This is a genomic window from Variovorax sp. GW821-FHT09D07, from assembly GCF_059416345.1.
Genome location: NZ_JBWKOY010000001.1, coordinates 844,798 through 870,581, shown reverse-complemented (window position 1 = coordinate 870,581; position 25,784 = coordinate 844,798). Strand labels below are relative to the sequence as shown.

Below are 25,784 nucleotides of genomic sequence, written 5' to 3'. Positions count from 1 at the left end.
AAGCTCAGCCGGCCGCGTCGTGGCACACGACGCACAGCTTGTTGCCGTCCGGGTCGCGGAAGTACGCGCCGTAGTAGTCCGGGTGGTAGTGCGTGCGCAGCCCCGGCGGGCCTTCGCAGCTGCCGCCGTGCGCGAGCGCGATGCGGTGCACCGCATCGACCATCGCCCGCGTGCCGGCGGTGAACGCCGCCATCTGGCCGTTGCCCGCGTCGTGCGGCCGGCCGTCGTGGGGTTGGCAGATCACGAAGAAGGGCCGTGCGCGCCCCGCGCTGTGCCAGCCCGCCCAGGGCTTCTCCGGCTCGCAGAAGCGGCGCTCCAGGCCGAGGCCGTCCATCACCGCGTCGTAGAAGGCCAGCGCGCGGTCGAAATCGGAGACGCTGAAGAAGACATGAGAGAACACGTCGGCTCCTTGTGAAGAGGATGAACTTCCAGCGGATTGTCGTCAGCGCGGCCAGAGCCACCAGGCCAGCCCGGCCGCCACCAGCACCCAGATGCCGATGACCAGGGCCATGCCGGCCTTGCTCTTCGGCTTGCTGCCCGTGCGCGTCATCCATTCCTCGGCCCGCACGCGGCTGCGCACGATGACCTCGGGCGGCAGCAGGCGCACCGCAAGCCAGATCAGCGCCGGCAGCAGCAGCACGTCGTCGAGGTAGCCGAGCACGGGAATGAAGTCGGGAATCAGGTCGATGGGGCTCAGCGCATAGGCCACGGTGAACCAGCACAGCGCCTTCGGCAGCCACGGCGTGGCCGGGTCGCGGCAGGCGAACCAGAGGGTGACGGCGTCGCGTTTGATGCGGCGCGCCCAGTCGCGCAGGTTCATCGTGGCCACGCGCCTCAGGCCGCGCTGCGCGGCCCGAACATGATGATGCCCATGCCGACGAAGCACACGGCCACGCCGACCCAGTCACTGGCCGAGGGCGTCACCTTGTCCACCGCCCAGAGCCACAGGATGGCCACGCCGATGTAGACCCCGCCGTAGGCCGCATACACGCGGCCCGCGGCGGTCGGGTGCAGCGAGAGCAGCCACGCGAAGAGCGCCAGGCTCAGCGCCGCCGGCAGCAGCAGCCAGGCCGACTGGCCTTGCTTGAGCCACAGGTAGGGCAGGTAGCAGCCGACGATTTCCGCGAGCGCGGTCGCGATGAAGAGGCCGAGGGTCTTGAGCAGGTCCATGCCCGCCATTGTGGCGGTGGCCTGTCGATCTCAGGGCTGTCGTCCGGGGCCTGTGCCAGGCCGTGACGAAGGCTCCCACACATCGGGCGTGGTGGCGACCAGCGACTTGAAGTCCTTCCACGGCCGCGCGCCCGGCACCGTGCGCCCGCCGACGATCACCACCTTCGCGTAGGCCACCATGCGCTCGCGCAGGTAGCGGCGCTCGGACTCGGGCCAGGTCTCGATGGCGTGCGGGCCGCGCGACAGCACGATCTCCTTCACGCCGCGGATGCGGTTGTAGGCGGCCACGGTGCCTTCGAGCGATTCGGCACGGTCCCACAGGCCCTTGCCGAAGAAGGCGGCGGGCCAGCGGTCCATGCCCGCGAGCGTGGCGGAGTTCGGATAGAAAAGGATGTGGTGGTCCGCCGCCATGCCGCCCAAAAACAGGTTGCGGTCGGCCAGGTCGGGCGCGTCGGGCAGGTAGCCCGCGCCGCTGGCGAACGACGACAGCAGGATCGCCCCGCGGATGTTGCGCCAGCCGCGCGCCGGCGTGCAGTTGGGCACGGGCATGTCGAAGCTGCAGGCGGCCACGTAGTTGCGCGTGAGGGCCCAGGCGGTCGACATCGAGCCGCGCGAGTAGCCGCCCAGCACCAGCGGAATTTCGCTGGCCTTCTGGCCCGCCAGCAGCCGGCCGCGCGCGGCATTGCCTTCGAGCAGCTGGCCCGTGGGCGTGAGCACCCGCAGGCCCTGGCCGTGCTCGAGCTGGGCGAGCACGCGGAACACGTCCTCGCCTTGCTCCAGCGTGTTGGTGTCGCTCACGCCGCCCGACAGGCCTTCGCCGCGCCGGTCGTAGGCCAGCACGTCGAAGCCGGCCTGGTTCAGCGCATGCAGGTTCTCGCGCCACCAGCGCTGCCCCATGGCCTCGGTGGTGCCGTTGGGGAACGACACCGGCACGGCCTTGCCGCTGGCGCCCTCGATGCGGTAGGCCACTTCGTCCGGGTGCTGGAGGGCCGTGAGCTGCCCGCCGCCGCCCGCCGCCATGACGGCGAGGGCGCGCACCCTGCGGCCGCGTCCGTCGTCCACGCCCGCACCTTCGAGGTACCAGCCGCGCAGCTTGATCGGGTCGGTGAGCTTCAGGTCGAGCCGCTCGAAGGTGTCGCGCGGCACGGTGAACTCGACGATGTGGGTGCGCGCGTCGGCCTCGGCAATGCCTTCGCGGTAGGGCGCCTTCGCGAAGAAGGCGGGGCGGCGGATCTGTTTCAGGTCGACGGTCGGACTGTCGGCATCGATGCGCCCGGCCGGATCGACCGCGCCCGTCACGCGCGTGGCGCGCGCCTTGTTGGGCGGCAGCCAGCGCTGCATCTGTGCGTTCACGCGCTCGAAGCAGGCCGGCTCGGCCTTGCAGGTGCGCCAGCGCGCCTTGAGCTGGTCGTCGGTGAACGCGCCCACGTGGTAGTCGCCGCCCGCGTAGCCGGTGGGCACGGGGTAGGCGCTCATGAGCACCGGCACGCACACGCGCGGGCCGCCGGCGTTCACCGCGGTGCCGGCCTGCGGCAGCAGGTAGCCACCCACCCGCGCGTTGCGGTCGGCGCCGACCCAGGCCATGCAGTCGGTGGGCGGCGGCTTGCTGGCGGCGGCCTGGCGCTGTTCGGCCGTGGTGCCGGTGGTGCAGGCGGACAGGCCCAGCAGGGCACCGAGCAGGGCGAGCGGAAGGGTGGCGCGGGAAGAACGCATGGGGCGGGAAACGCTCGCGGAATGAAGAACCATGTGATTGGAACGCAGCCGAGGCGCAAAAAGGGACCGCGCAGGACCAAGCGTGAACAAATGGATGCCGATACTGTTGCAGAAGGCATGCCAGCGCGGCGGGTGTGAACGCCGCGTTCTGGCGCAGGAGGGTTCCTACTGCTTGTGACCGGACACGGCCTCCCGAAGCATGGGCTGGCGCGCCATCACCTCGTCGCGCGGGCCGTGGTCGCGCACATGGCCGGCTTCCATGAGGATCACCGTGTCGAAGCGCTCGAGCAGGCTCAGCCGGTGCACCGAGGCGATCACGCAGGCCTGCGGAAACGCCGCTGCAATGCGCCCCAGCACGCGCGCCTCGGTGGCGGCGTCGAGCGCGCTGGTCGGCTCGTCGAGCAGCAGCAGCGAGCTGCCTTCGGCCGCGAGCACACCGCGCGCCAGGCACAGCCGCTGGCGCTGGCCGCCCGACAGGTTGAACCCACGTTCCGAGATCGCGCTGTCGAGGTCGCCGTGCGTGGCCTGCAGCACCTCGTCGAAGGTGCTGGTGTGCAGCGCGGCGCGCAGGCGCTCGTCGTCGCAGGGACGACCGAAGGCCAGGTTCTCGCGCACGCTGGCTTCGAACAGCTCGGTCTCCTGCGGGATCAGCGTGGCGAGCTGGCGCAGCCGAGCCCAGTCGGTTCGCTCGCCGTCGAGCGAGAGTGTGCCGCCGTGCGGTGCATACAGGCCGGCCAGCACGCGCAGCAGCGTGCTCTTGCCGCCGCCGCTGGGGCCCACGAGCGCCACGCGCTGGCCCCGGCGCAGCGTGAGCGCCACGTCGTGCAGGCCGCTGCGCGTGGGCGCGGCCGGGTCGTTGGCGACGGCGCCGCGCGGGGCATAGCGCCATTGCAGCTGCGCGACCTGCAGCTGCGTCCACGGCGCCTGCGCGTCGATGCGCTCGTGCGCCGGCACTGCTTCGGGCGGGGCCTCGAGCGTGGGGCTCGTCGGCGCGTGCCAGATCGGCTCGGCGCTGCTGTAGTCGGTGTGCATGCGCGCAAAGAAACTGAAGTTGGCCGCCACCGAGGTGACCACGCCCGCCGCCTGCTGCGCGTACTGGTAGATCATGAACACCGCGCCCAGCATCACGGCCTGGCCCGGCGCGCGCGCCTGCCACACATAGATCACCACCAGGCCCCAGGTCAGCGCCAGCCCCATCAGGTCGACCGCGAACCACTTGCCCTCGTTGAGCACCACGGTGCGCTTCAGCGGCTGCGACACGGCCGCCATGCGACGGCGCAGCAACAGGCGCGACGCGCCCTGCAGCCGCAGGCCGATCACCGTGGAGGCGTTGCCCAGGAAGTCGAGCAGCGCGGCCACGTAGCGCCGGTCGGCGTCGTTCTCGGCGCGTGCGAGCTTCATGAGCGCGCGGTCGATGCGCACGATCACCACGCCGATCAGCACATAGCCCGCGAGCGCCGTCACGCCGCTGGTGCGCGACAGCAGCGCCAGCGCCACCAGCGGCCCGACGAAGTTCACGGCGTTGGTGAGCCAGATGAACTGGTTCTGTGCGAAGTCGGCGAGCGCGCGGCTGGCCTGGTGCACGCGGTGCTGCAGCTCTCCCGAGTGGTGGCTGTCGTGCCAGGCGAGCGGTGCGGCGGCGATGCGCGCATAGAGCTGGTCGGCCAGCGTCTCGCGCACCTTCAGGCCCACGTTGCGCTCGAGGATGCGGCCCGGTCCGTGCAGCGCCCACGCGCCGACGTACACCCCCGCGAGCGTGGCGATCCAGCGGCCCGCCGCGGGCAGGTCGCCGCGCTGCAGCGCGTTGATCGCCTGGCCGGCGAGGTAGGGCAGCGTGAGGCGGATCAGTTGCGAGCTCGCGAGCAGCGCGGTGGCGGCCAGCAGCTGCGCACGCGCACCGGCCGCGAAGTGCCACAGCGCGGCGTAGAGCGCGCGGATGGCGCGGCCGGGGGATTCGGTGGTGGGGGTCGTCGAACTCGTCATGCGCGCATCAGCCTGCCTTGCGGAAGGTGAGGTTGATGCGCTGCGCGCCGAGCCGTGCCTGCAGCGGATGCGAGGCGTCCTTGAGCGGCAGCACGCCATGAAAGCGCAGCCGGTCCACGCCGCCCCACACCACCACGTCGCCGTGCACCAGCGGAATGCGGGTGGTCTTGTCGGCGCGCGCGAGCCCGCCGAACTGGAACACCGCCGGCATGCCCAGCGACACCGACACGATCGGCGCGCCGTGGTCGCGCTCGTCGCGGTCCTGGTGCAGCGAGAGCCGGCTGCCCGGCTGGTAGCGGTTGACCAGGCAGGCGTCGGGCGCAAAGCCGTCGAAGCCCGCCAGCGCCGCCGCGTCGCGCGCGAGCAGTGCAAAGGCCTCGGGCATCGCGGGCCAGGGCACGCCGCTGTCGGGGTCGACCGCGCTGTAGCGGTAGCCGCGCCGGTCGCTGGTCCAGCCGAGCGCGCCGCAGTTGGTGAGCGCGACCGACATGGTGAAGCCGCCCGGCGTGACCAGGTGGCGAAACGGTGCGCGCGCCGCCACGCCGTCGATGGCGTCGAGCAGCGCCTCGGCGCGCGGCAGTGCAAAGCCCGGCAGCACGAAGGCGGCCGGGCCGATCGGCTCGCGCGCGGCGCGCGGCGGAGCGTCGAAGAGGTCGAGCGTCATGGAGGCATTGTCGCCAGCGACGAGGGCGCTTCGGACTGCGGGCGGCGCCTGCAATGCATTCAAGCTGTCACAAAGCGTCACTAGCATTCCGAGCACCAAAGCAGTACGCGGCACCGGCCCGGCGCCTGCGATTCCTCCTTCGTCACAGGACCCGGCATGTCTCGCGTTGCTCGGTCACGGTGGGTGTGTGTCTTGACCCTGATCCTCGGAATTCTGTCCCTCGCGGCCGTGTCGCATGCCGGCGAACCCGCGCCTTCGCCCGATGCGGCGGGGCGCATCGTCTTCGACCTGCCGGCCCAGCCGCTGGCCACCGCCGTGCAGGTCTACGCGCAGGCAACGGGGCAGTCCGTGTTCTTCGACGGGCAGCTCACCGCCGGCCTCGAATCCGCCGCGTTGCACGGCCTGTTCACCCCGCGCGAGGCGCTGCAGCGCCTGTTGGCCGGCACACGGCTGGCCGCTCGCCATACCGATGCGCGCACCTTCACGCTGGTCGAGGCCGAGGCGCCGCCGCCCGTGGCCGCGACGGCACCGGCCGCGCCCGCCGTCCCCGCCATGTCCCCGCGCGACGCGCGTGTGGTGCAGCAGGCGCTGGAGCGCACGCTGTGCCGCTGGCCGCATGCGCGCCCCGGCACCTACCGCGCGCTCGTGCAGCTGTGGGTCGGGCCCGGCGGCCATGTGCGGCGCACGCGGCTGCTCAGTTCCACCGGTTTGGCGCAGCGCGACGCCGCGCTCGAAGCCGCGATGAACACGCTGGTGCTCGAGCGCCCGCCCGAAGGCGAGGCCGACCAGCCGCTCACGGTGCTGCTGCTGCCGCGCACCGGCGACCGCCCCGACGTCTGCGACGCAGCGGTTTCTCCCTGAGCACGCCGTGGAACAGGACACCCCCGGCTTTCTGCGCAGCTTGCTGACCAGCCGCTACATCGACTTCCGCAACCGGCTGCGCCGCCGCCTGGGCTCGGAAGAGCAGGCCGACGACGTGCTGCACGAGACCTGGCTGCGCGTGCAGCGCATGAGCGACCCCGGCCCGGTGCAAAGCCCCATGGCCTACCTGCTGCGCATCGCGTCGAACGTGGCGGAAGACCGGCGCATCTCCCACGGGCGCCTGCTCGACTTCGTGGAGGTCGAGGAGCTGCTGCATTTCTCGGACGACAGCCACGACCCGGCCCGCGTCTCGGAGGCACGCAGCGAGGTGCAGGCGCTGGAGCGCGCGCTCGAGGAACTGCCGCGCCGCCGCCGCGACATCTTCATCGCCTCGCGCGTGGACGAGACGCCGCATGCCGACCTCGCGCGGCGCTACGGCGTGTCGGTGCGCATCGTCGAGCGCGAAGTGAAGGCTGCGCTGGTGCATTGCGCCGGCCGTTTGGGCCGCGACGTGATTCAAAGGTTCGGTCCCGGTGCCGGAAAACAGTCTGAGAAGACATGATGGCCGCCCCCACCCCGACCGATCGCGAACGCGCCGCGCTGGAAACGCAGGCGCACGACTGGCTCGTGCGCCTGACCTCCGGGCGCGCCACCACCGGCGACGCGCAGGATTTCCGTCGCTGGTGCGCCCGCAGCCCGCAGCATGCGCAGGCCATGGCCGAGGTGACGCGGCTGTGGGACCTGACCCGGCCCGCTGCTGAAGCGGTGGCACGGCGCATGCCCGCGGTGGACACACCGCCGCGCGCGGCCATCGCCGCGTCGCGCCCGCCGATGTTCGGCCGCCGCCAGTTCCTCGGCGCCGCGCTCGCGGCCGGTGCCGCCGCCTTCGTGGTGGTGCGCCCGCCCGCCGGCCTGTGGCCTGCGCTGTCCGACATGACGGCCGACTACCGCACCGGCACCGGCGAGCAACGCCGCGTGGTGCTGGCCGATGCGGCGGCGGTGGTCGAGATGAACACGCAGACCAGCCTCAACTTCGCGCGCGGCGCCGAGGGCGAGCCGCCCGTGCTCGACATGCTCGGCGGCGAGGCACAGGTGCAGCTCGACGCGGCGCGTCGCGCGCCCTTCACCATGACGGTGGGCGGCGCGCGCCTCGTGGCCGCGTCGGCCAGCCGCTTCAACGTGCGCGCCACCGGCGGCGAGGTGTGCGTGACCTGCTTCGCGGGCTCGGTCGAGCTGCGCGACGGCGAGCGCGTGCTGGTGGCGGGCGAGGCGCAGCAGATCCGCTACGGCGGCCGGCGCGAGGCCGAGGTGGCGCGCGCGCCCGACCTCGCGGCAGTGACCGCCTGGCGCGAGCGCGTACTGGTGTTCGACGACACGCCGCTGGCGGCCGTGGTCGACGAGATCAACCGCTACCGGCCGGGGCGCCTCATCGTCACGCGCGCCGAACTCGGCCGCCGCAAGGTGCAGGCGCGGCTGCGGCTGGACGAGCTGCCGCATGTCGAGACGCTGATCGCCGTGAGCTACGGCGCGAAGCTCACGTCGCTGCCCGCCGGCATCGTGCTGCTCGGATAGCCGCGCTGTGTGACGCGGCTGTGAAAAAAGCAGTGCGTCGTCTTCGTTCGCAAATTCTCCCGAACTTTTGCAGCACGCGTGTCGGTCGCATCCGGTGAGCCCGGTCTCTTCTCCAGAACGGTTTTTCTCTGGGGTATGACATGAGCAACAAGACATTCCGCCGCGCGCCGGTCGCACACGCTGCCGCCCTCGCGCTGGCCATGGCGGGCCTGGCGGGCAATGCACAGGCGCAGCGCGCCTTCAGCGCCGCGTGGATGGCGCAGAAGAACGTGGCGCAGGGCACCGCCGTGGTCACGGGCTACCTGCCCAACGGCACGCCGGCCTCGATGCTGACGAACCCGCTGGCGCAGCAGCAGAAGGCCAACGAGCAGCTGCGCCAGTCGCTCGGCAACCTGGGCCTCGCGGCGCAGGCGATTGCCGCGCAGCAGGCCGCGCAGGCCGCCGCACGCGCCGCCGCGCTGAACGAGCCCTCGGTGCCCGACGGCCTGGCCGAGGGCGGCCTGAAGGTCGACACCAACTCGCTCAGCGCCGGCTGGCTCAACGCCCGTGCGCTGAACCGCGATTCGCAGAAGCAGGTCGACGGCCGCACCGTCGTCACCGTGGAGCAGACCGGCGACAAGGCCATCCTGAACTGGGAGACCTTCAACGTCGGGCGCAACACCACGGTCGATTTCAAGCAGCAGGCCGACTGGGCCGTGCTCAACCGCGTGAACGACCCGAAGGCGCGGCCCTCGCAGATCCAGGGCCAGATCAAGGCCGACGGCACGGTGCTCATCGCCAACCGCAACGGCATCGTGTTCAGCGGCACCAGCCAGACCGACACGCGCAACCTCGTGGCCGCTGCCGCCCACATCGGCGACGACCAGTTCAAGGCGCGCGGCATCTACTCGAACGACACCGCGCCGAGCTTCACCACGCGCAAGGAAGACCAGGGCAAGGTCGAGGTGCAGGCCGGCGCACGACTGACCACCAAGGAGCCCGCCTCCGTCACGCAGGGCGGCGGCTACGTGCTGCTGCTGGGCAAGGAAGTGGCCAACGCCGGCGAGATCGCCGCGCGCAAGGGCCAGGCGCAGCTCGCGGCGGGCGACAGCTTCGTGATCCGCAAGGGCATGGGCACCGAGGCCAATGCCTTCTCGACCACGCGCGGCAACGAGATCGCGCCGCAGTTCGCGGCCGACAGCACGGCGGGCACAGTGCGCAACACTGGCCTCATCGTGGCGCGCGAAGGCGACATCACGCTGGCCGGCCGCGACGTGCGGCAGGACGGCGTGGCGCTGGCCACCTCCACCATCGCCGTGCGCGGCACGGTGCACCTGCTGAACTCGGCCGCCGACACGCGCGGCAACGTCGCCGTCGGCCAGGGCGCGGTCACGGCCGTGCTGATCGAGGACGACGGCAAGGCCAGCGCGCTCGACAGCCAGCGCGACGCGCTCATCAAGGAGTCGGCCGCGCAGGACGCCGCGCGCGCGCTCGTGCCGCCCGCGCTCTTCGACAACCTCTCGCGGCTGTCGGACCGGCGCGACCAGTCGCGCATCGAGATCGTCTCGGGCGGCGACATCCGTTTCGAGGGCGAGTCGCTCACGTTGGCCACCGGCGGGCAGATCGCGGCCAGCGCCACGCGCCGCAGCTTCGTGGCCGACAAGGCGCGCCTCGATGTGTCGGGCGCGGTGGGCGTGAACGTGACGATGGAATCCAACAACGTCAAGGTCAACGTGCAGGGCAACGAGATGCGCGACGCCCCGCGCAACCGCGAAAGCGGCAAGCTCTTCAACAACGACGTGTGGATCGACCGGCGCAAGCTCGTGCGCGTGGCGCCGGGCGTGGGCGGCTACGAGGGCGAGCGCTGGTACGCGGCGGGCGGCCTGCTGGAGGTCGGCGGCTACCTGGGCAACCAGGGCCACGGCATCGGCGAATGGGCCGCGCAGGGCGGCACGGTGGTGCTGGGCGGCAGCGAGGTGGTCACGCAGGCGGGCTCGAAGGTCAACCTGTCGGGCGGTTCGCTCAACGTGCAGACCGGCAAGATCTACCAGACCTGGCTCAAGGGCAGCGACGGTCGGCTGTACAACCTGAACAGCGCGCCGTCGGACCTGCTGTACGACGGCGTCTACAAGGGCTTCGAGGCCGAGCACGTGCGCTGGGGCAAGGCGAACACCGACTATTTCTACAACCCGCTGATCGGGCCGCAGCGCAAGCTGGAGAACGGCTACACGGTCGGGCGCGACGCCGGCCGGCTGGTGGTGAGCGCGCCCACGGCGGTGCTCGAAGGCGACATCGTGGCCGAGGTGTTCAACGGCGCGCAGCAGACACGCGCACGCGACGCCGCGCTGGACGACGGCTACCGCCAGTCGCAGACGGCGGTGGCGCGCGGCGGCGTGCTGGCGGTGGGGCGCTACGGCGCGCTGGGCCGCATCGACCTGTTCGACACCGACGTGCGCTTCGGCGACGTGGCACCGGTCACGCAGCAGATGGCCGCGGCCGACGCACTGGCCGACGAGCGCATCGGCACGCTGTGGCTCGACGCGGCGCACCTGAATGCGCAGCGCCTGTCGGTGCTCGACATCGGCACGCGCGGCAGCATCAACGTCGAGAAGGCGCTCACGCTGGCCGACGGCGGACGCATGGCCCTGCTCGGCGCGTTCATCGACATCGGCGCCGACGTCACGGTGCGCGGCGGCGCGCTGGAAGCCGGCAATGTCTTCACGTCGCCGGTGGCGGGCGCCCAGCCGCGCGTGCTGGCGAAGGACGCCGATTCGTCGCTCACCGTGCGCGACGGCGTCACGCTCGATCTGCGTGGACGCCGCGTCGACATCGGCACGGCGCCTGAAGACTCGGCCACGCTCGCGGTCATCGACGGCGGCACGGTGCGCCTCGAATCGACGCACGGCGTGACGATCGGGCAGGGCAGCCTGATTGACGTGTCGTCGGGCGCGGCGCTGCTGGCCAAGGGCAAGCAGAAGGGCGGCAAGGGCGGCAAGGGCGGCAACGTGACGCTGGTGGCCGACTCGGCCGCGTCGCCCACCGACGCGAAGGGGCGCCTGTCGCTGGGCGGCGAGATCCGTGGCCATGGCGTGAACGGCGGCGGCACGCTGAAGATCGAAACGGGTCACGCGCTGCTCATCGGTCCCGACCCGGCGCTGTCGGATGCGACGCAGCTCGTGCTCGACGCGTCGCGCCTGCAGTCGGGCTTTTCCACCTACGACCTCAACGGCCATGCGGGCCTCACGGTCGCGCCGGGCGCGCAGCTCGACGTGCTCATGCCGGTCTACCGCATCGCGCCCGGGGCCGGTGCCGACCATGAAGGCGGCATCGCATTGCAACTGTGGACGCCGCCGCTGCTGCAGCAGGACACGGTGAACCGCCAGGCCGTGCAGCGCCAGGGCGCCGACCTCGTGCTGCGTTCGCAGCGCCGCATCACCGAAGGCGGCAACATCGCCATCGGCGCGGGGGCGGTGGTGACGGTCGATCCGGGCCGCTCGATCCAGCTGCTCGGCGGCGGCCTGAGCAGCTTCGTGGTCGATGGCCGGCTCAACGCCTGGGGCGGGCGCATCGCCATCGACATCGAGGCGCCGGCTTTCAACTCGCCGCTGAGCACTTCGCTGCAGCCGCACAACCGCTCGGTGTGGATCGGCGAGGGCGCGGTGCTCGACGTGGCGGCGCGCGCGCAGACCGGTGTCGACGACGACGGCCGCCGCTACGGCAGCGTGCGCAACGGCGGCACCATCTCCATCGGCGGCGGGCTCGACTGGGAAGCGAAGGGCGCGGCCAACGCACCCGACCTCGCGATCGTCATCCGCCCCGGTGCGCTGCTCGATGCCTCCGGCAGCCATGCGCGCATCGACGTGCCGGCGGCCGGCGGCCTGTGGCGCGAACTCGACGTGGCCAGCGACGGCGGCAGCATCGTGCTCAAGTCGGCGCACAGCCTGTACCTCGATGGCACGCTGCGCGCCCACGCGGGCGGCGCGAATGCGGCGGGCGGCACGCTCGCGGTGGCGCTCGAGGCGCCGGTGTTCTCGAAGATCTACACCGTCGACGACGCCGTGCGGCAGGCGCGCGAGCTGGTGATCTCGCAGGTGCAGCAGCCCAGCGGATTGCCGGCCACCCTCAAGCCGGGCCATGCCGATGCGGCGCTGGCCTACGGCAAGGGGCGCCTGAGCGCGGACCAGGTGCGGGACGGCGGCTTCGGCAACCTGTCGCTGCTGGTCAACGGCCTGCTGAGCTTCGACGGCCACGTCGACCTCACGACCGCGCAGAGCTTGCGCCTGTACGCCGGCAGCTTCGCGCTGGCCGACAGCGCGGCCACCGATTCGAGCGTGCGGCTCGCCTCGTCCTACCTGCGGCTGGCCGGCGTGACCGGTGCGCCCAAGCAGGACAACGAGGTGATCTACACCACCACCTGGCGCCACGGCGCATCGACCCGCGCGAGCGAGGCCACCTTCACGGCCGAGGCCGACCTGATCGACATCCGCGACCGCGTGGGCTTCGGCGCGCACGGCGAGATCGCCATGAAGGCCGGCCCCGCGCAGGTGGTGGACCGCCGCGGCTTCGACACCGTGAGCATGACCAGCCGCGGCGACCTGCGCCTGCTGGGCGGCACGCCCACGCTCGGCCTGCTGGGCGCGACCACGACCGAGCTGGCGACGCTGGGCGACCTCACGCTCACCGCCGCGCAGATCTATCCCGCCACCGGCGCCAACGCGCAGATCCGCGCGGGCTACGACGAGGGCCGCGTGCTCGACATCCGCCGCCAGGTCGAGGGCGACGTGGCCATGCCGCAGTCGGCGTTCGGCACGCTGGCGCTCGGCGGCGGCACGGTGCGCCAGGGCGGCATCGTGCGCGCGCCGCTGGGCAACCTGATCGTGGGACAGGACGGGCGCAGCACCTTCGAGGCGCGCGCCACCGTGGTCGACCTGCTGCCGGGCAGCATCACCTCGGTCAGCGGCGCCGGCCTGCTCATGCCCTACGGCGGCACGACCGACGGCATCGGCTACAGCGTGGCGGGGGCGCCCATCGACAAGCGCGCCATCGGCAGCAGCGGCGTCCTGCTCACGGGCGACAGCGTGGTCGGGCACCGGGGCGCGCTGCTCGACCTGTCGGGCGGCGGCGAGCTCACGGGCGCGGGCTTCGTGAGCGGTCGCGGCGGTTCGGTGGACGTGCTGCGCACGCCGCTGGCCAACGCCAACCCGGCCAACACCTTCAGCAAGGCGGGCAACGGCGTGTACGCCATCGTGCCGGGCTTCCAGGGCGGCTACGCGCCGGTGTCGCCCGACGCGGGCGCCGGCGAGCCGGCCATCGGCCGGCAGGTCACGCTCGATCATGACGTGGGCGGGCTCAAGGCCGGCACCTACACGCTGCTGCCTTCGACCTACGCGCTGCTGCCCGGTGCCTTCCGCGTGGAAGTGGGGGCGCAAAGCGTGCTGCCCGCGACGCCGCTGCCGGCCGGCTACGGCTCGTACGTGGCGAGCGGCTATCTGGGCGTGGCGAACACGGCGGTGAAGTCGTCGCTGGCCAGCCAGCTGGTCGTCACGCCGGCGGCGCTGGTGAAGCAGCACGCCAGCTACAACGAGATGGGCTACGACGCCTTCGTGGTGGCCGATGCGGCACGCCGCGGCGGCGTGCGCGGCGAGATCGCGGCCGATGCCCGCAACCTGCTGCTGGACTACTTCTATTCCAAGCCGAAGGACGGCGTGTCGATGCTGCAGTTCGACGGCACGGCGCTGTTCAACCCGGCGGCCGGCAGCGCGGGCTTCGGCGGCACGCTGTCGGCGAAGGGCATCGCCATCGAGGTGACGGCACCGGGTGCGCAGCGCACGGCCGGGTTCACGGGCGCGTCGCTGCAGGCCGACCAGCTCAACGCCTTCGGCGCGCCACGGATGATCCTGGGCGGCCAGATCGATCTGCCGTATGCCGACAACTACGCGACCTTCAAGTCGAACACCGGCCATGTCGTCGTGCGCAGCGGCGCGACCTTGCGCGGCGCGGAAATCTTCCTCGTGGCCGGCGGCTACGGCGACGGCATCCAGGTGGAGCAGGGCGCGTCGCTGAACACGCTGGGCGCCGGTGCGCCGGCCTACGACTCCACCGACGGCGTGGTGTTCTCGGCGGGATTGGGCGGGGTGCTGGGCCTGTCGAATGGCTGGATCAACCTGCTGCCGCCCGTCGCCGGGGGGATACCCGCCATGGTCCAGATCGGCGCGTGCCCCAGCGGCGCCTGCACCGGCCACACCACGCTGTACGGCGAGGGCACGCTGGCCGTGGCCACCAACCGCTCGTTCACGATGGCCGACAACGTGCGCTACGGCGCGAAGAACCTGCTGCTGGCCGTGTCCTCGGTCAACCTGGGCAGCGACGCGGCGCTGCAGCAGGCGGCGGCCAACGGCCAGCTGCCGTCGGGCCTGTCGATGAACCAGGTCATCCTGGCGAACCTGCTGGCCGGCAACAAGGGCGAAGGCGTGCCCGCGGTCGAGACGCTGGTGCTGAACGCGCGCGAGTCGGTGAACATCTACGGCGCGGTGTCGCTGGACACGCTCGACCCCGCCACCGGCGTGTCGTCGATCGAACGGCTGGTGCTGGGCACGCCCGCCATCTACGGCTACGGCGGCGCGGGTGACACCGCGAAGATCACGACCGGCGAATTCATCTGGACCGGCCTCACGCCGCGCCCGCCCGGCAACGACGAGGTCTTTCCCGGTGGGAACGCACCGGGCGGCGCCATCGGCAGCCTGCTGGGCCACGGCACGCTCGACGTGTCGGCCGCGCGCATCGTGCTGGGCCACGCGCCCCACACGCAACCCGACGCGGGCTACTCGGCGGACCGGCTCGCACTGGGCTTCGGCACGGTCAACCTGAACGCGAGCGAGCGCATCACCGCCAACGGCAAGGGCACGCTGGGCGTGTACCACCAGCAGGGCGCGTACGTGACGGGCAAGGGCTACGACTTCACGGGCGGCCAGTTGAACCTGCGCACCCCGCTGCTCACCGGCGAGGCCGGCTCGAACAACCGCATCACGGCGGGCGGCGACATCGTGGTGAGCGCTCCGGCGGGCGCGCAGCCGGCCGGCGATGCTGCGCTGGGCGCGCAGCTGGCGCTCACGGGCCGCAACATCACCATCGACGGCACGGTGGGCCTGCCCTCGGGCAAGCTGCAGCTCACGGCCAGTGGCGACGTGACGCTGGGTGCCAATTCGCGCATCGACCTCGCGGGCCGCGCCGTGAAGTTCTTCGAGCAGACGCGCTACAGCCGCGGCGGCGACCTGGAGGTGACGAGCACGGCCGGCAACATCGCGCAGGCGGCGGGTTCGGTGATCGACCTGTCGGCCACGCACAACCGCGGCGGCACGCTGCAGGCGACGGCGCTGGGCGCCGGCGCGGGGCGCATCGACCTGGGCGGGCGCATCCTCGGCACCGCGAGCGGCACGTACGACGCGGGCGGCACCATCGTGCCCTACGACGCGGCCGAGATCAGCCTGCGCGGCCAGACCGTGGCCGACTTCGCGGGCCTGAACACGCGCCTCAACGAAGGCGGCGTGACCGGCGCGCGGCGCTTCCAGATCAAGCAGGGCGACCTCGCCATCGGCGACGAAGTGAAGGCGCGCGTGGTCGAGGTCACGCTCGACGGCGGCAGCCTCACGGTGAACGGCCGCATCGACGCCAGCGGCTTCCAGGTGGGCGCGATCCGCCTCGCCGCCAAGGGCGACCTCACGGTGAACGGCACGCTCGACGCGCATGCCACCGGCCTGCGCGTGGACAGCTACGGCAAGATCATCGACAGCCCGAACCGCGCCATCGTCGACCTGACGAGCACGCACGGCACGCTGACGCTGGGCGGCGGCGCGGCCATCGACCTGCGCGCGGGCACGGCCGTGAGCGCGGCGCAAGGCAACGACGGCGCATCGCGCGGCACGCTCGCGCTGAACGCGCCGCGGCGCGGCGACAACGACGTGGCGGTGAACGTCGCCGGCACGCCCGCGATCCAGGGCGCGAAGAGCAGCGCGGTCAACGCCTTCCGCACCTACAGCGACGCACCGCTGGCGAGCGCGCCCGACGTCACGGGCCACGTGCCGCAGCTCATCACGCAGAAGTACCTCGACGAGATCGACGGCCACAGCAGCGCCTTCATCGACAAGGCGCTGGCCAACACCTCGCTGTCGGCGCGCCTGGCGGGCCTGGGCAGCTACCACCTGCGCCCCGGCGTGGAGATCGTCAGCAGCACCGGCGAGGGCGACCTCAGCGTGGTCGGCGACATCGACCTCTCGGGCTACCGCTACGGCCCCGGTGCGAACCGCAACGACCCGGCGCGCCGCGGCTTCGGCGAGCCTGGCGTGCTGGTGATCCGCGCGGGCGGCAACCTCAACGTGTACGGCAGCATCAACGACGGCTTCGCGCCGCCGCCGGCCACGCCCGACGACAAGGGCTGGTACCTCACCGAGCAGCGCACGAAGTTCGGCACGCCGTTCACGCCCGACGGCGGCGACATCGTCGTGCCGATCGACGGCGTGGTGCTCGACAAGGGCACCGTGTTCCCGAAGGACGCGCTGCTCAACTACGACGTGCCCGCCGAAGCCATGGTGCTGCCGGCCGGCACGGTGCTGCCCGTGACCGTGACGCTGGGCGCGGCCTACACGCTGCCCGCCGGCACGGTGCTGCGCGCCAACGTCTACAACGCCGACGGCAGCGTGCGCCTGAAGGCCGGCACGGTGTTGGGCGAGGCCATGGTGCTGGACAGCGGCATGAAGCTGGGCGCCGGCACCGCGCTGCGCGCCGAGGCCAGCGTGCAGGCGATGGTGTGGCCCAAGGGCGTGCGCCTGCCGGTCGCGATGAAGGCCGACGGCACCATCGCGCTGGCGCGCGGCGCGGTGATTCCGTCGCTGACCGATGTGCAGCTGCCGAACGACGCGGCCGTCAACCTGCGGCCCGAAGTCGACGGCGTGCAGGGCCGCAACTGGGCGGTGGCGCCGATGCTGGGGCAGGGTGCGACGAGCTGGAGCCTGCAGCTCACGGCCGGCGCCGACCTGGACTCGGCCGACCGCCGCGCGGTCGACCCGGCCAAGCACGGCGCGCTCATCCTGGCCGACAGCCACGCGATGTACAACGTCAAGCTCACGCCGGGTGGCAGCGGCTTCCTGTGGGGGCCGAACGGGCCCATGTGGGGCCACGACGAGGGAACGCCGATGGACCCGCTGGATTTCGAGGCGGGCTACTGCGACTGGGGCGGTGAGGGCACCTGCGTGGTCGACCCGGCGCGCCTTTCCTACTTCTGGGGCCCCAACGGCGACGACTGGGACCCGAGCTTCGTCGAGGGCACGCCGGTGCTGCCCGAATACGTCACGATCTGCGAGTGGGGGCCGGGCATCTGCACGACGGTCATCAACCCCGTCAAGGACGTCACCAAGTACACGCCGCTGTCGCCGATGTTCAGCGTGCTGCGCACCGGCACCGGCGACCTGGGCCTGGCGGCGGCCGGCAACTTCGTCATGGAGTCGCCGTTCGGCGTCTACACGGCCGGCACGCGCTCGGCGCCGCTGCTCGACGCCAACGGGATCGACCCCTTCAACCTCGCACGCGGCAAGGCCGTCGGCGGCTCGGTGATCGGCCCGCAGACGGCGGACTACAGCGCCGCGCTCGCGGCCTACCAGGCCTGGTACCCCGAGCAGGGCGGCAACCTCGACATCACGGTGGGCGGCAACGTCGTCGGCGACGTCTGGGGTCATTTCGGGGGCGAGCGCGGACAGGCGCCGAGCGCCGCGGTGGGCAGCTGGCTGTGGCGCCAGGGCTCGGGCACGGCCCTGCCCGGCAGCGACCGCATCGCGACGTCGTGGTGGATCAACTTCGGCACCTACGCGCTGCCGGCCGGTGCGCAGGTCAGCACCGACAGCAGCCCCGAGCCCTTCCTGGTGGGCTTCACCGGCATGGGCACGCTGGGCGGCGGCAATCTCACGCTGCGCGCGGGCGGCGACGCGGGCCTCACCACGCGGCTGGGCAACGGCCAGGTCTGGCAGCGCAGCGAAGCCATCGTGGCGGCGGTCGGCAGCACGGGCCGCGTCGATGCGAACGGGCAACTGACGCTCACCGGCGGCGGCGACCTGCAGCTGCGCATCGGCGGCGTGGTCAATCCGAACCTGGCCGCGGCGCAGTACGGCAGCTCTGGCACCAATACGCAGTACCAGGACCTCAACGGCGCCCTGGTCAACCTGCGCGGCGCGGCCACCGTGTCGGCCTCCGCCATCGGTGGCGTTGAGGTGCGCTACCGCAAGTACGCGTTCTCGCTGCCGGGCCAGGAGGGCGATGTGAAGGACACGCGCCCCATCGACCCCTTCACCCCGACCATCGGTGTCGGCAATGCCGGCATCGTGCTCGTGCCGGGCGATTCGGCGATGTACCTGGACACGCCGGGCGACCTGGTGCTCACCAGCGTGGCCGACGCGGGCCGCGCGCGCGTGCCGAACAGCTCGGCGTTCAGGCTGGGCGGCACCGAGTACGGCATCGGCCAGGGCTGGTTCACGCTGTGGACCGACCGCACCGCGATCAACCTGTTCAGCGCGGGCGGCAACCTCACGCCCGGCACCGACCTGGCGAACCGGGAGGCCGCCGGCCGGTACCTGGGCAGCATCAACATGAGCGACAACGTCACGGTCTACCCGTCGATCCTGCGCGCGACGGCGGCCTCGGGCAGCCTGTACTTCGGCTTCTCGGCCACGCCGGCCAAGGAGGCGCCCGGCCGTGCGCTGGTGCTCGCGCCGTCGCCCTCGGGCGCGCTCGAGTTCCTGGCGGGCAATTCGCTGTTCGGCGGCGGCTATCCGGTGGGGATGTCGGGCGCGGTCACGCCGCTGCCCACGCCCTGGGCACCCGCCTTCGTGGGCTACAACTCGCGCCAGCAGCCGGTGGTCTACAACACCAGCCCGGAGGGCTCGATGGTCGGATCGCCCGGCGTGCCGAACTACGGGGTGGTCGACAACCACCCTCTGTTCGCCTTCGGACCGGACACGCTGGGCGCCCGCGCGCTGCACCCGGCCGATGCGCCGCCCTCGCTGTTCTACGCCGTGCGCGGCGACATCCTGGGCCTGGCCAGTGGCACGGCGCGCAAGGTGCAGGCCAGCGGCGAACCCGCGCCCGAGACCTGGTACCGCTCGGCCGCGCCGGCACGCATCCGCGCCGGGCGCGACATCGTCGGCACCGAGGCGCTGATCGTGAACAACGACCCGCGCGACGTGTCGCTGGTGCAGGCCGGGCGCGACATCCTGTACGCGAACCTGCAGGTGGCGGGCCCCGGCACGCTGGAGGTGTCGGCCGGTCGCCACATCACGCAGGACGACCGCGCCAGCGTGGTGAGCCGCGGCGCGCTGGCCGAGGGCGACACGCGCCCCGGCGCGAGCATCGCGATGATGGCCGGCATGGGCCCGATGGGCGTGGGTGGTCCCGACTTCTCGGCCATCGCCGACCGCTACCTCGACCCCGCGAAGCGCGCCGAGTCGGGCCCCGGCCAGTCGCTGGCGAGCCAGCCGGGCCGCGTGGTGAAGACCTACGACGCCGAGCTGGCCGCATGGCTCAAGGAACGCTACGGCTTCGTCGCCACCAGCGCCGACGTGAAGGACCCGGGCAGCGCGCTCGCGTACTTCAAGGCGCTGGCGCCCGAGCAGCAGCGCGTGTTCCTGCGCGGCGTGTACTTCGCCGAGCTGCGTGCGGGCGGGCGCGAGTACAACGACGTGGACGGCCCGCGCTACGGCAGCTACCTGCGCGGGCGCGGCATGATCGCCACGCTGTTCCCGGACCTCGACGCGGCGGGCCAGGAGATCGTGCGCACCGGCGACATCATCCTGTACGGCCCCTCGGGCGTGCACACCGACTTCGGCGGCGACATCCAGATGATGGCGCCGGGCGGGCAGATCGTGGTGGGCGTGCAGGGCGCGGTGCCGCCGGGCAGCGCGGGCGTCATCACGCAGGGCATGGGCCACATCCAGCTGTTCAGCGAAGGCAGCCTGCTGCTGGGCCTGTCGCGCGTGATGACCACCTTCGGCGGCGACGTGCTGGCCTGGTCGGAGCAGGGCGACATCAACGCGGGCCGGGGTTCCAAGACCACGCTGGTCTACACGCCGCCCAAGCGCGTGTACGACAACATCGGCAACGTGAAGCTGTCGTCGCAGGTGCCCAGCTCGGGCGCCGGCCTGGCCACCTTGGCGCCCATCGCCGAAGTGCCGGCGGGCGACATGGACCTGATCGCGCCGCTGGGCACCATCGACGCGGGCGAGGCGGGCATCCGCGTGTCGGGCAACGTGAACCTCGCGGCCCTGCAGGTGGTGAACGCGGCCAACATCCAGGTCAAGGGCGAGTCGGCCGGCCTGCCGGTGGTGGCCTCGGTGAACGTGGGCGCGCTCACCAACGCCAGCGCGGCGGCCTCGCAGGCCGTGGGCGCGGCGCAGGAGGCGATGCAGCGCGAACGCGCGGCGGCGCGCCAGGCGCTGCCGTCGGTGTTCTCGGTGCGCGTGCTGGGCTTCGGCAACGAGGCCGCCGACGGCGCCGCCGCGCCGGCCGATGCGGGCCGCGCCACGGCGCGCCCGGTGGGCTACGACGCGCACAGCCCGGTGCAGGTGCTGGGGCGCGGGCCGCTGGGCGATGCGCAGAAGACGAAGCTCACGGCGCAGGAGCGGCGTCTGCTGGGGCAGTGACGGGGCAGGGCGGCAGATGAAATTTTTGTGACAAACGACATTCCGGGGCGCGCAGTTCCGTCTTTGTCTCAGAGTTTTCGTGACTGTCCGATGCCCCCTCTGCTGCTGTCTTCTGCCGGCCCCCGCCCGTTCCCGCGGGCGTCGTTCCTGTTCGCCCTGGCGTTCACCGCCCTGGCCGGCGCGGCGCATGGCGCGCCGCCCGAGGCCAACGCCAGCGGCGTGTTCCTCAACGCCGCCGGCGACGTGCTGACCGCGCGCCATGCGGTGTCGGACTGTCGTTCGCTGTTCGCCCTCAAGGACGCGCAGGTGGCGCAGGCCCGGGTGATCGCCGAGAGCGCCGAGCTCGACGTCGCGGTGCTGCGCACCACCCTCACGCCGTACCTGCACGCCACGCTCGCGGCGGACGCACGCACGCCGGCTCCGGGCAGCGTGGGCGTGTTCACCGAGGCCTACGCGGTGCTGCAGCGCATGCCCGACCGCGCGGCGTTGCTCAGCAACGCCATGACCGTGCCCGGCGTGGAAGGCCTGCAGCTGCTGTCGGGCGTGCAGCCCGGCGCCAGCGGCAGCGCGGTGTTGGGCGCCGACGGCCTGCTGCTCGGCGTGGTGGTCGAGCGTGTCGCCGCCGCGCCGCATGCGTCGGGCATGGTGCTCAGCCGCGCGGCCTCGGCCGCGGGCGTGGCGGGCGGCGTGACGCGGGTGCGTGCGGTGCCGGCGGCGCGCCTGCGCGACTTCCTGGACGCCCACGGCATCGCGTACGCGCACAGCCGCGAACCGCAGCTCGGCCCCCAGCAGTCGCCCGCCGCGCGGGCCTCGACCCTGTCGGTCGGCGTGCTGTGCGGCTGAGCGTCCTTCTTCGACTTTTTCATTGGAACTCCCATGACCTTTTCTTTCGGCAAGATCCGCGGCTGGCGCCGCCTGCGCCTGGCGCTCGGCGGGCTCGGCCTCGGGCTGTCCGCCGCCGCCGCGCCCCTGGCCGCATCGGCGCAGGCCCAGCCGCAGGTGCCGCAGCACTGGATCAGCTACGCCAACCTCGCCAGCAACCAGCTGCAGTCGTCGCTCAGCGACCCGGCCAGCGACACCGTGGTGCGGCTGCACACGTGGATGCAGGAACGCATGCTGAAGGAAGGCCAGCCCGTGCCGCCCGCGCCGGTGGTGGTGCGCGTGTGGGTCGCGGGCAGCGGCAAGGTCGAGCGCGTGGCCTTCGATTCGCTGGGCGATGCGCAGGCCGACACCGACCTGCGCGCGCTGCTCACTGCGCAGCCGCTGGCCGAACCGCCGCCGCGCGACATGCGCCAGCCGATGGTGCTGCAACTCACGCTCAGCTTTGTCGCGCGCACCTGACCGATCGCGCCGCCTTTGCGTGGCGCTGCTGGGCCTTGCGGCTGCAGTACCGCTGCACGCCGCCATGCCCTGGCCCGTGCCGGGGCTCGCGGCACTGGTGAAGGCCTTCGGGCCGGCCGTGGTCCACATCGGCGTGGAGCGGCCGTCGGTGCCGGCGCGCCGCTTCAGCGACCGCTGGCTGCTGCGCGCACCGCCGGCCGAGGCCGATGAAAGCAGCCTGGGCAGCGGCTTCCTCGTGAGCGCCGACGGGCTCATCCTCACCAACGCGCACGTCGTCGCGCACGGCACGCAGATCCGCGTGAAGCTGCCCGATCGGCGCGAGTTCCGGGCGCGGCTCATCGGTCTGGACGCACTGGCCGACGTGGCCTTGCTGAAGATCGACGCGACCGGCCTGCCCACCGTGCGCATCGGCGACCCAGCGGACGTGGAGCCCGGCGACGGCGTGGCGGCCATCGGCTCGCCCTACGGCTTCGGCAACTCGGTGACGGCCGGCATCGTCAGCGCCAAGGGGCGGCTGCTGCCGGGCGCCGAGTCGATGCAGTTTTTGCAGACCGACGTGCCGATCAACCCCGGCAATTCGGGCGGGCCGCTGTTCAACCTGCGCGGCGAGGTGATCGGCATCAACTCGCGCATCTACAGCCGCAGCGGCGGCTACCAGGGGCTGTCGTTCGCCATTCCCATCGACGCCGCCATGCGCATCAAGGACCAGCTGCTGGCCACCGGCACCGTCACGCGCGGGCGCATCGGCGTGTCCGTGCAGGAGGTGGGGCAGGCGCTGGCCGACACCTTCCGCCTGCCGCGCCCGGCCGGCGCGCTGGTGACCGACGTGGAGCCGCGCGGCGCGGCTGCGCGGGGCGGGCTGAAGACCGGCGACGTGATCCTGTCGGTGCAGGGCCGCGAGGTGGTGCAGGCGGCCGACGCGCTGGGCTTCATTGCCGAGCAGGTGCCGGGGCAGCGCGCACGCCTCATGGTGTGGCGCGACCGCGCCGAGCACGTGGTCGAGGTGAAGGTGGAGGGCTACGACACGCCGCGCCTGCAGGGTGACGCGGCGGCAGCGGCCTCGGTGCCTTCGCGCCTGGGCTTCGCGGTGCGCCCGCTGGCGCCGGCCGAGCGGCAGTTCCTGCGCGTGGAGGGCGGGCTGCTGGTGCAGCGCGTGAACGTGGCGGCGTCGCGCGCGGGCGTGCAGCCGGGCGACGTCATCCTGGCGCTCAACGGCCAGCCGATCGACAGCGCCGAAGCCCTGGCCCAGGCGCTGGAGGGGGCAGACGGCACGGCGGCGTTGCTGGTGCAGCGCGCGGGGGCGCGGATCTTCGTGCCGATCTGCGCGCAGGCCGGGTCGCCGAAGTGCTGAGAAGGCCTCGCGCTGACCGGCCAAGTCATCCGAACGTCATGCAGCGAACCTAGCATCCGCTTCGACATGCCCCCCGGGCCGTGGCTTTCGCCGGGCGTATCGAACTCATGCGGCATGCACCTCCTTCCTTTCCTCTCGTCTCCCTGGTCGGCATCGCGCTGGTCGCCTGCATGACCGGGCCGTGGATGAGCGCTCGCGCGCAGTCCGACGCGGCGCCGCCTCGGCCGCAGGCTGCGCGCATCGCCTTCGACATCGCGGCCCAGCCGCTGGCCGCCGCGCTGGAGCAGTACGGCCGCGCGACCGGGCTGCCCGTGTTCTTCGATGCCGAACGCGTGGCCGGACGTCACGCCGCGCCCGTGCACGGCCTGTTCGATGCGCAGGCCGCCCTCGATGTGCTGCTCGCGGGCACGGGCCTGGTCGCCGACGACGCCGGCGTGGGGGGCGCGACCGCCTTCGTGCTCCGGCTCGCGCCGGCTGTGCCCGCGCCGGCACGTCCGGCTGATGCGGTGCAGGTCGCGCCTGCGACCGTTCACCGCGGCTACGACGGGCTGGTCCAGACCCGCGTCTGGGAAGCCCTGTGCGCCCACCCGCGCGCGGCACCGGGCGGCTACCGCGCGGCGATGCGCTTCGTGATCGACGGCACCGGCCGCATCGCCCATGCCTTCCTGCTGCACACCAGCGGCGAGCGCGTGCGCGACGAGGCCATCCTCGATACGCTGCGGCAGTTGCGCATCGATCGCGCGCCGCCGCCGGACATGGCGCAGCCGCTCACGATGCTGATCCTGCCGCGCTCGCAGACGCCCGGGCTCGAGTGCCCGGTGCGCCACTGACGCCACCGCCATGCCCGAGAACGCGCTGCCCGCGTTGCGCGACTTCCTGGTCGCGCGCTACGACGAGCTCAAGCAGCGGCTTGCGCGGCGGCTGGGCAATGCCGAGCGCGCCGGCGATGCGCTGCAGGACACCTGGCTGCGCCTGGAAAGCCGCGACGACATCGACGGCGTGCACGACCCCGCCGCCTACCTGCTGCGCGTGGCCGTCAACCTGGCCTACGACCAGGTCGCGAAGCAGGGGCGCCTGGCCACGTCCGACGAGATCGAGGCGCTGCTCGACGAAACGCCCGACCCTGCGCCGGGGCCCGCGCAGATCGCGCAGGACCGCGCGGAGCTGGCCACGCTGCGCGCGCTCATCGAGCGCCTGCCGCCACGGCGCCGGCAGGTGCTGGTGATGGTGCGCTGGCAGCACCTGCCGCAGCGCGAGGTGGCGGCACGGCTGGGCATCTCGCTGCGCACGGTGGAGAAGGAACTCAAGGAGGCGCATGACCACATCGCCGCCCGCATGGGCCGCGCGGACCGCATGCCGCAAGGGAGGGAGTCGCATGAAAAATAAAGTGCGGTTCACCGCGTCGAGAGCCGTCTCATGGGTATGCGACATCTTTCAACGCGCACGGGTTGAAGCCCCGATGACCCCGCCCGATGCACACGCCCAGGCCTTGCGCGAAGCGCAGGCCTGGCTGCGCCGGCTGTCGTCCGGCGCGGCCACGCAGCACGACGTCGAGGGCTTTCGCCGCTGGCGCGATGGCAACCCCCAGCACCAGCCCGCGCTGGCGCAGGCCCGGCGCCTGTGGCAAGCGCTCGACCCGGCCATCGGCGGCATGCCGGCCGAAGTCCAGCGAGCTCCCGTGTTGTCGGCGCGGCCGGTGGCCGCGCGCCGCGCGTTCCTCGGCGCGGCGGTGGGCGCAGCCGGCGCCGCGGGCGTGGCGGTGGTCTCTCCGCCGCTGGGCCTGTGGCCGTCGTTCGGCGAATGGAACGCCGACTACCGCACGGCCACCGGCGAGCAGCGCGCGGTGCAGGTGGCCGAAGGCGTCGACCTGACGCTCAACACGCAGACCAGTGTGCAGCGCCGCAGCGTCGAGGGCCGCGTCGTCGGCATCGACCTGATCGCGGGCGAGGCGGCCCTCGACCTGGTGGCCGGGCCGCAACCCTTCGGCGTCGTGGCGGGCGCGGCCCGCAGCGAGGCGCAGGCCGGCCGCTTCGAGGTACGCTACCTCGCGGGCCGGGGCTGCGTGACCTGCCTCGAAGGGCGCGTGCGCGTCACGCACGCGAGGGGCACGCGCGATCTGCAGGCCGGCGAGCAGGTGCTGTACGACGCGGGTTCGCTCGGGCCGGTGGCGGCTGTGGCCACCCGCGAAGCCTCGGCCTGGCGCAGCGGCGTGCTGGTGTTCCGGCAGACGCCGCTGGCGCACGTGATCGAGGAGATCAACCGCTATCGGCCGGGCCGCGTGGTGTTGCTGGCGCAGCGCCTGGCCGGGCGCGAAGTCAGCGGGCGTTTCGCCATCGCTTCGCTCGACACGGTGCTGGTGCAGATCCAGCGCTCGTACGACCTCGAGGCGCGTGCGCTGCCGGGCGGCGTGCTGCTGCTTAGCTGATGAATGTGACAGCCTGATTGGCCCTCGCGTGCACTCAGGATTGGT

Annotated in this window: 16 protein-coding genes; 10 read left to right on the top strand and 6 right to left on the bottom strand. The window is 72.5% G+C overall.

Annotation, left to right across the window (positions count from 1 at the left end; genetic code table 11):
• Positions 1-4: 4 nt before the first annotated feature.
• The 6 genes from AC07OX_RS04000 to alkB all read right to left on the bottom strand — a co-directional run bounded on the left by AC07OX_RS04000 (position 5) and on the right by alkB (position 5,530).
• On the bottom strand, positions 5-400 hold the full coding sequence (locus tag AC07OX_RS04000; protein ID WP_307585192.1) for a VOC family protein: 396 nt from the start codon (positions 398-400) through the stop codon (positions 5-7).
• A 42-nt stretch (positions 401-442) separates the two neighbouring features.
• The gene (locus AC07OX_RS03995; RefSeq protein WP_495260402.1) at positions 443-820 is read right to left on the bottom strand and encodes a YkvA family protein; all 378 of its coding nucleotides are present in this window, start codon (positions 818-820) and stop codon (positions 443-445) included.
• Positions 821-834: 14 nt separating this feature from the next.
• Positions 835-1,170, bottom strand: a complete 336-nt coding sequence (locus tag AC07OX_RS03990) for a YnfA family protein (protein ID WP_062474197.1) — start codon at positions 1,168-1,170, stop codon at positions 835-837.
• A gap of 30 nt (positions 1,171-1,200) precedes the next feature.
• A complete protein-coding gene (locus AC07OX_RS03985) occupies positions 1,201-2,883 on the bottom strand; it encodes an alpha/beta fold hydrolase (RefSeq protein WP_495259943.1) in 1,683 nt (560 codons plus the stop codon).
• A gap of 165 nt (positions 2,884-3,048) precedes the next feature.
• Positions 3,049-4,866: an ABC transporter ATP-binding protein gene (locus AC07OX_RS03980; RefSeq protein WP_495259942.1), complete on the bottom strand. Its 1,818-nt coding sequence runs from the start codon at positions 4,864-4,866 to the stop codon at positions 3,049-3,051.
• A gap of 7 nt (positions 4,867-4,873) precedes the next feature.
• Positions 4,874-5,530 carry a DNA oxidative demethylase AlkB gene (alkB, locus tag AC07OX_RS03975; RefSeq protein WP_495259941.1) on the bottom strand — a complete coding sequence of 219 codons (657 nt, stop codon included), beginning with the start codon at positions 5,528-5,530 and terminating at the stop codon, positions 4,874-4,876.
• A 192-nt stretch (positions 5,531-5,722) separates the two neighbouring features.
• Here alkB and AC07OX_RS03970 point away from each other — a divergent pair, with 192 nt between their 5' ends.
• The 10 genes from AC07OX_RS03970 (at position 5,723) to AC07OX_RS03925 (ending at position 25,739) form a co-directional block, all read left to right on the top strand.
• Positions 5,723-6,391, top strand: coding sequence for an STN domain-containing protein (locus tag AC07OX_RS03970; protein WP_495259940.1), 669 nt, complete (start codon positions 5,723-5,725; stop codon positions 6,389-6,391).
• 7 nt (positions 6,392-6,398) lie between these two features.
• Positions 6,399-6,953 (top strand): RNA polymerase sigma factor, encoded by a 555-nt coding sequence (locus tag AC07OX_RS03965; RefSeq protein WP_070061142.1) that lies wholly within the window; start codon positions 6,399-6,401, stop codon positions 6,951-6,953.
• Complete coding sequence (locus tag AC07OX_RS03960) at positions 6,953-7,963, top strand: FecR family protein (protein WP_495259939.1); 1,011 nt, start codon at positions 6,953-6,955, stop codon at positions 7,961-7,963. Before AC07OX_RS03965 ends, AC07OX_RS03960 begins: the two co-directional genes overlap by 1 nt.
• A gap of 140 nt (positions 7,964-8,103) precedes the next feature.
• Entirely contained in the window at positions 8,104-20,622 is a 12,519-nt protein-coding gene (locus AC07OX_RS03955) for a filamentous hemagglutinin family protein (RefSeq protein ID WP_495259938.1), read from the top strand.
• 90 nt (positions 20,623-20,712) lie between these two features.
• Positions 20,713-21,465, top strand: coding sequence for a S1 family peptidase (locus AC07OX_RS03950; RefSeq protein ID WP_495259937.1), 753 nt, complete (start codon positions 20,713-20,715; stop codon positions 21,463-21,465).
• 33 nt (positions 21,466-21,498) lie between these two features.
• The gene (locus AC07OX_RS03945) at positions 21,499-21,963 is read left to right on the top strand and encodes a YbaB/EbfC family DNA-binding protein (RefSeq protein WP_495259936.1); all 465 of its coding nucleotides are present in this window, start codon (positions 21,499-21,501) and stop codon (positions 21,961-21,963) included.
• 64 nt (positions 21,964-22,027) lie between these two features.
• Positions 22,028-23,314, top strand: a complete 1,287-nt coding sequence (locus AC07OX_RS03940) for a trypsin-like peptidase domain-containing protein (RefSeq protein WP_095747650.1) — start codon at positions 22,028-22,030, stop codon at positions 23,312-23,314.
• A gap of 107 nt (positions 23,315-23,421) precedes the next feature.
• Positions 23,422-24,144: a TonB C-terminal domain-containing protein gene (locus tag AC07OX_RS03935; RefSeq protein WP_495259935.1), complete on the top strand. Its 723-nt coding sequence runs from the start codon at positions 23,422-23,424 to the stop codon at positions 24,142-24,144.
• Positions 24,145-24,154: 10 nt separating this feature from the next.
• Positions 24,155-24,700 (top strand): RNA polymerase sigma factor, encoded by a 546-nt coding sequence (locus tag AC07OX_RS03930; RefSeq protein ID WP_495259934.1) that lies wholly within the window; start codon positions 24,155-24,157, stop codon positions 24,698-24,700.
• Positions 24,701-24,773: 73 nt separating this feature from the next.
• On the top strand, positions 24,774-25,739 hold the full coding sequence (locus tag AC07OX_RS03925) for a FecR family protein (protein ID WP_495259933.1): 966 nt from the start codon (positions 24,774-24,776) through the stop codon (positions 25,737-25,739).
• Positions 25,740-25,784 lie beyond the last annotated feature (45 nt).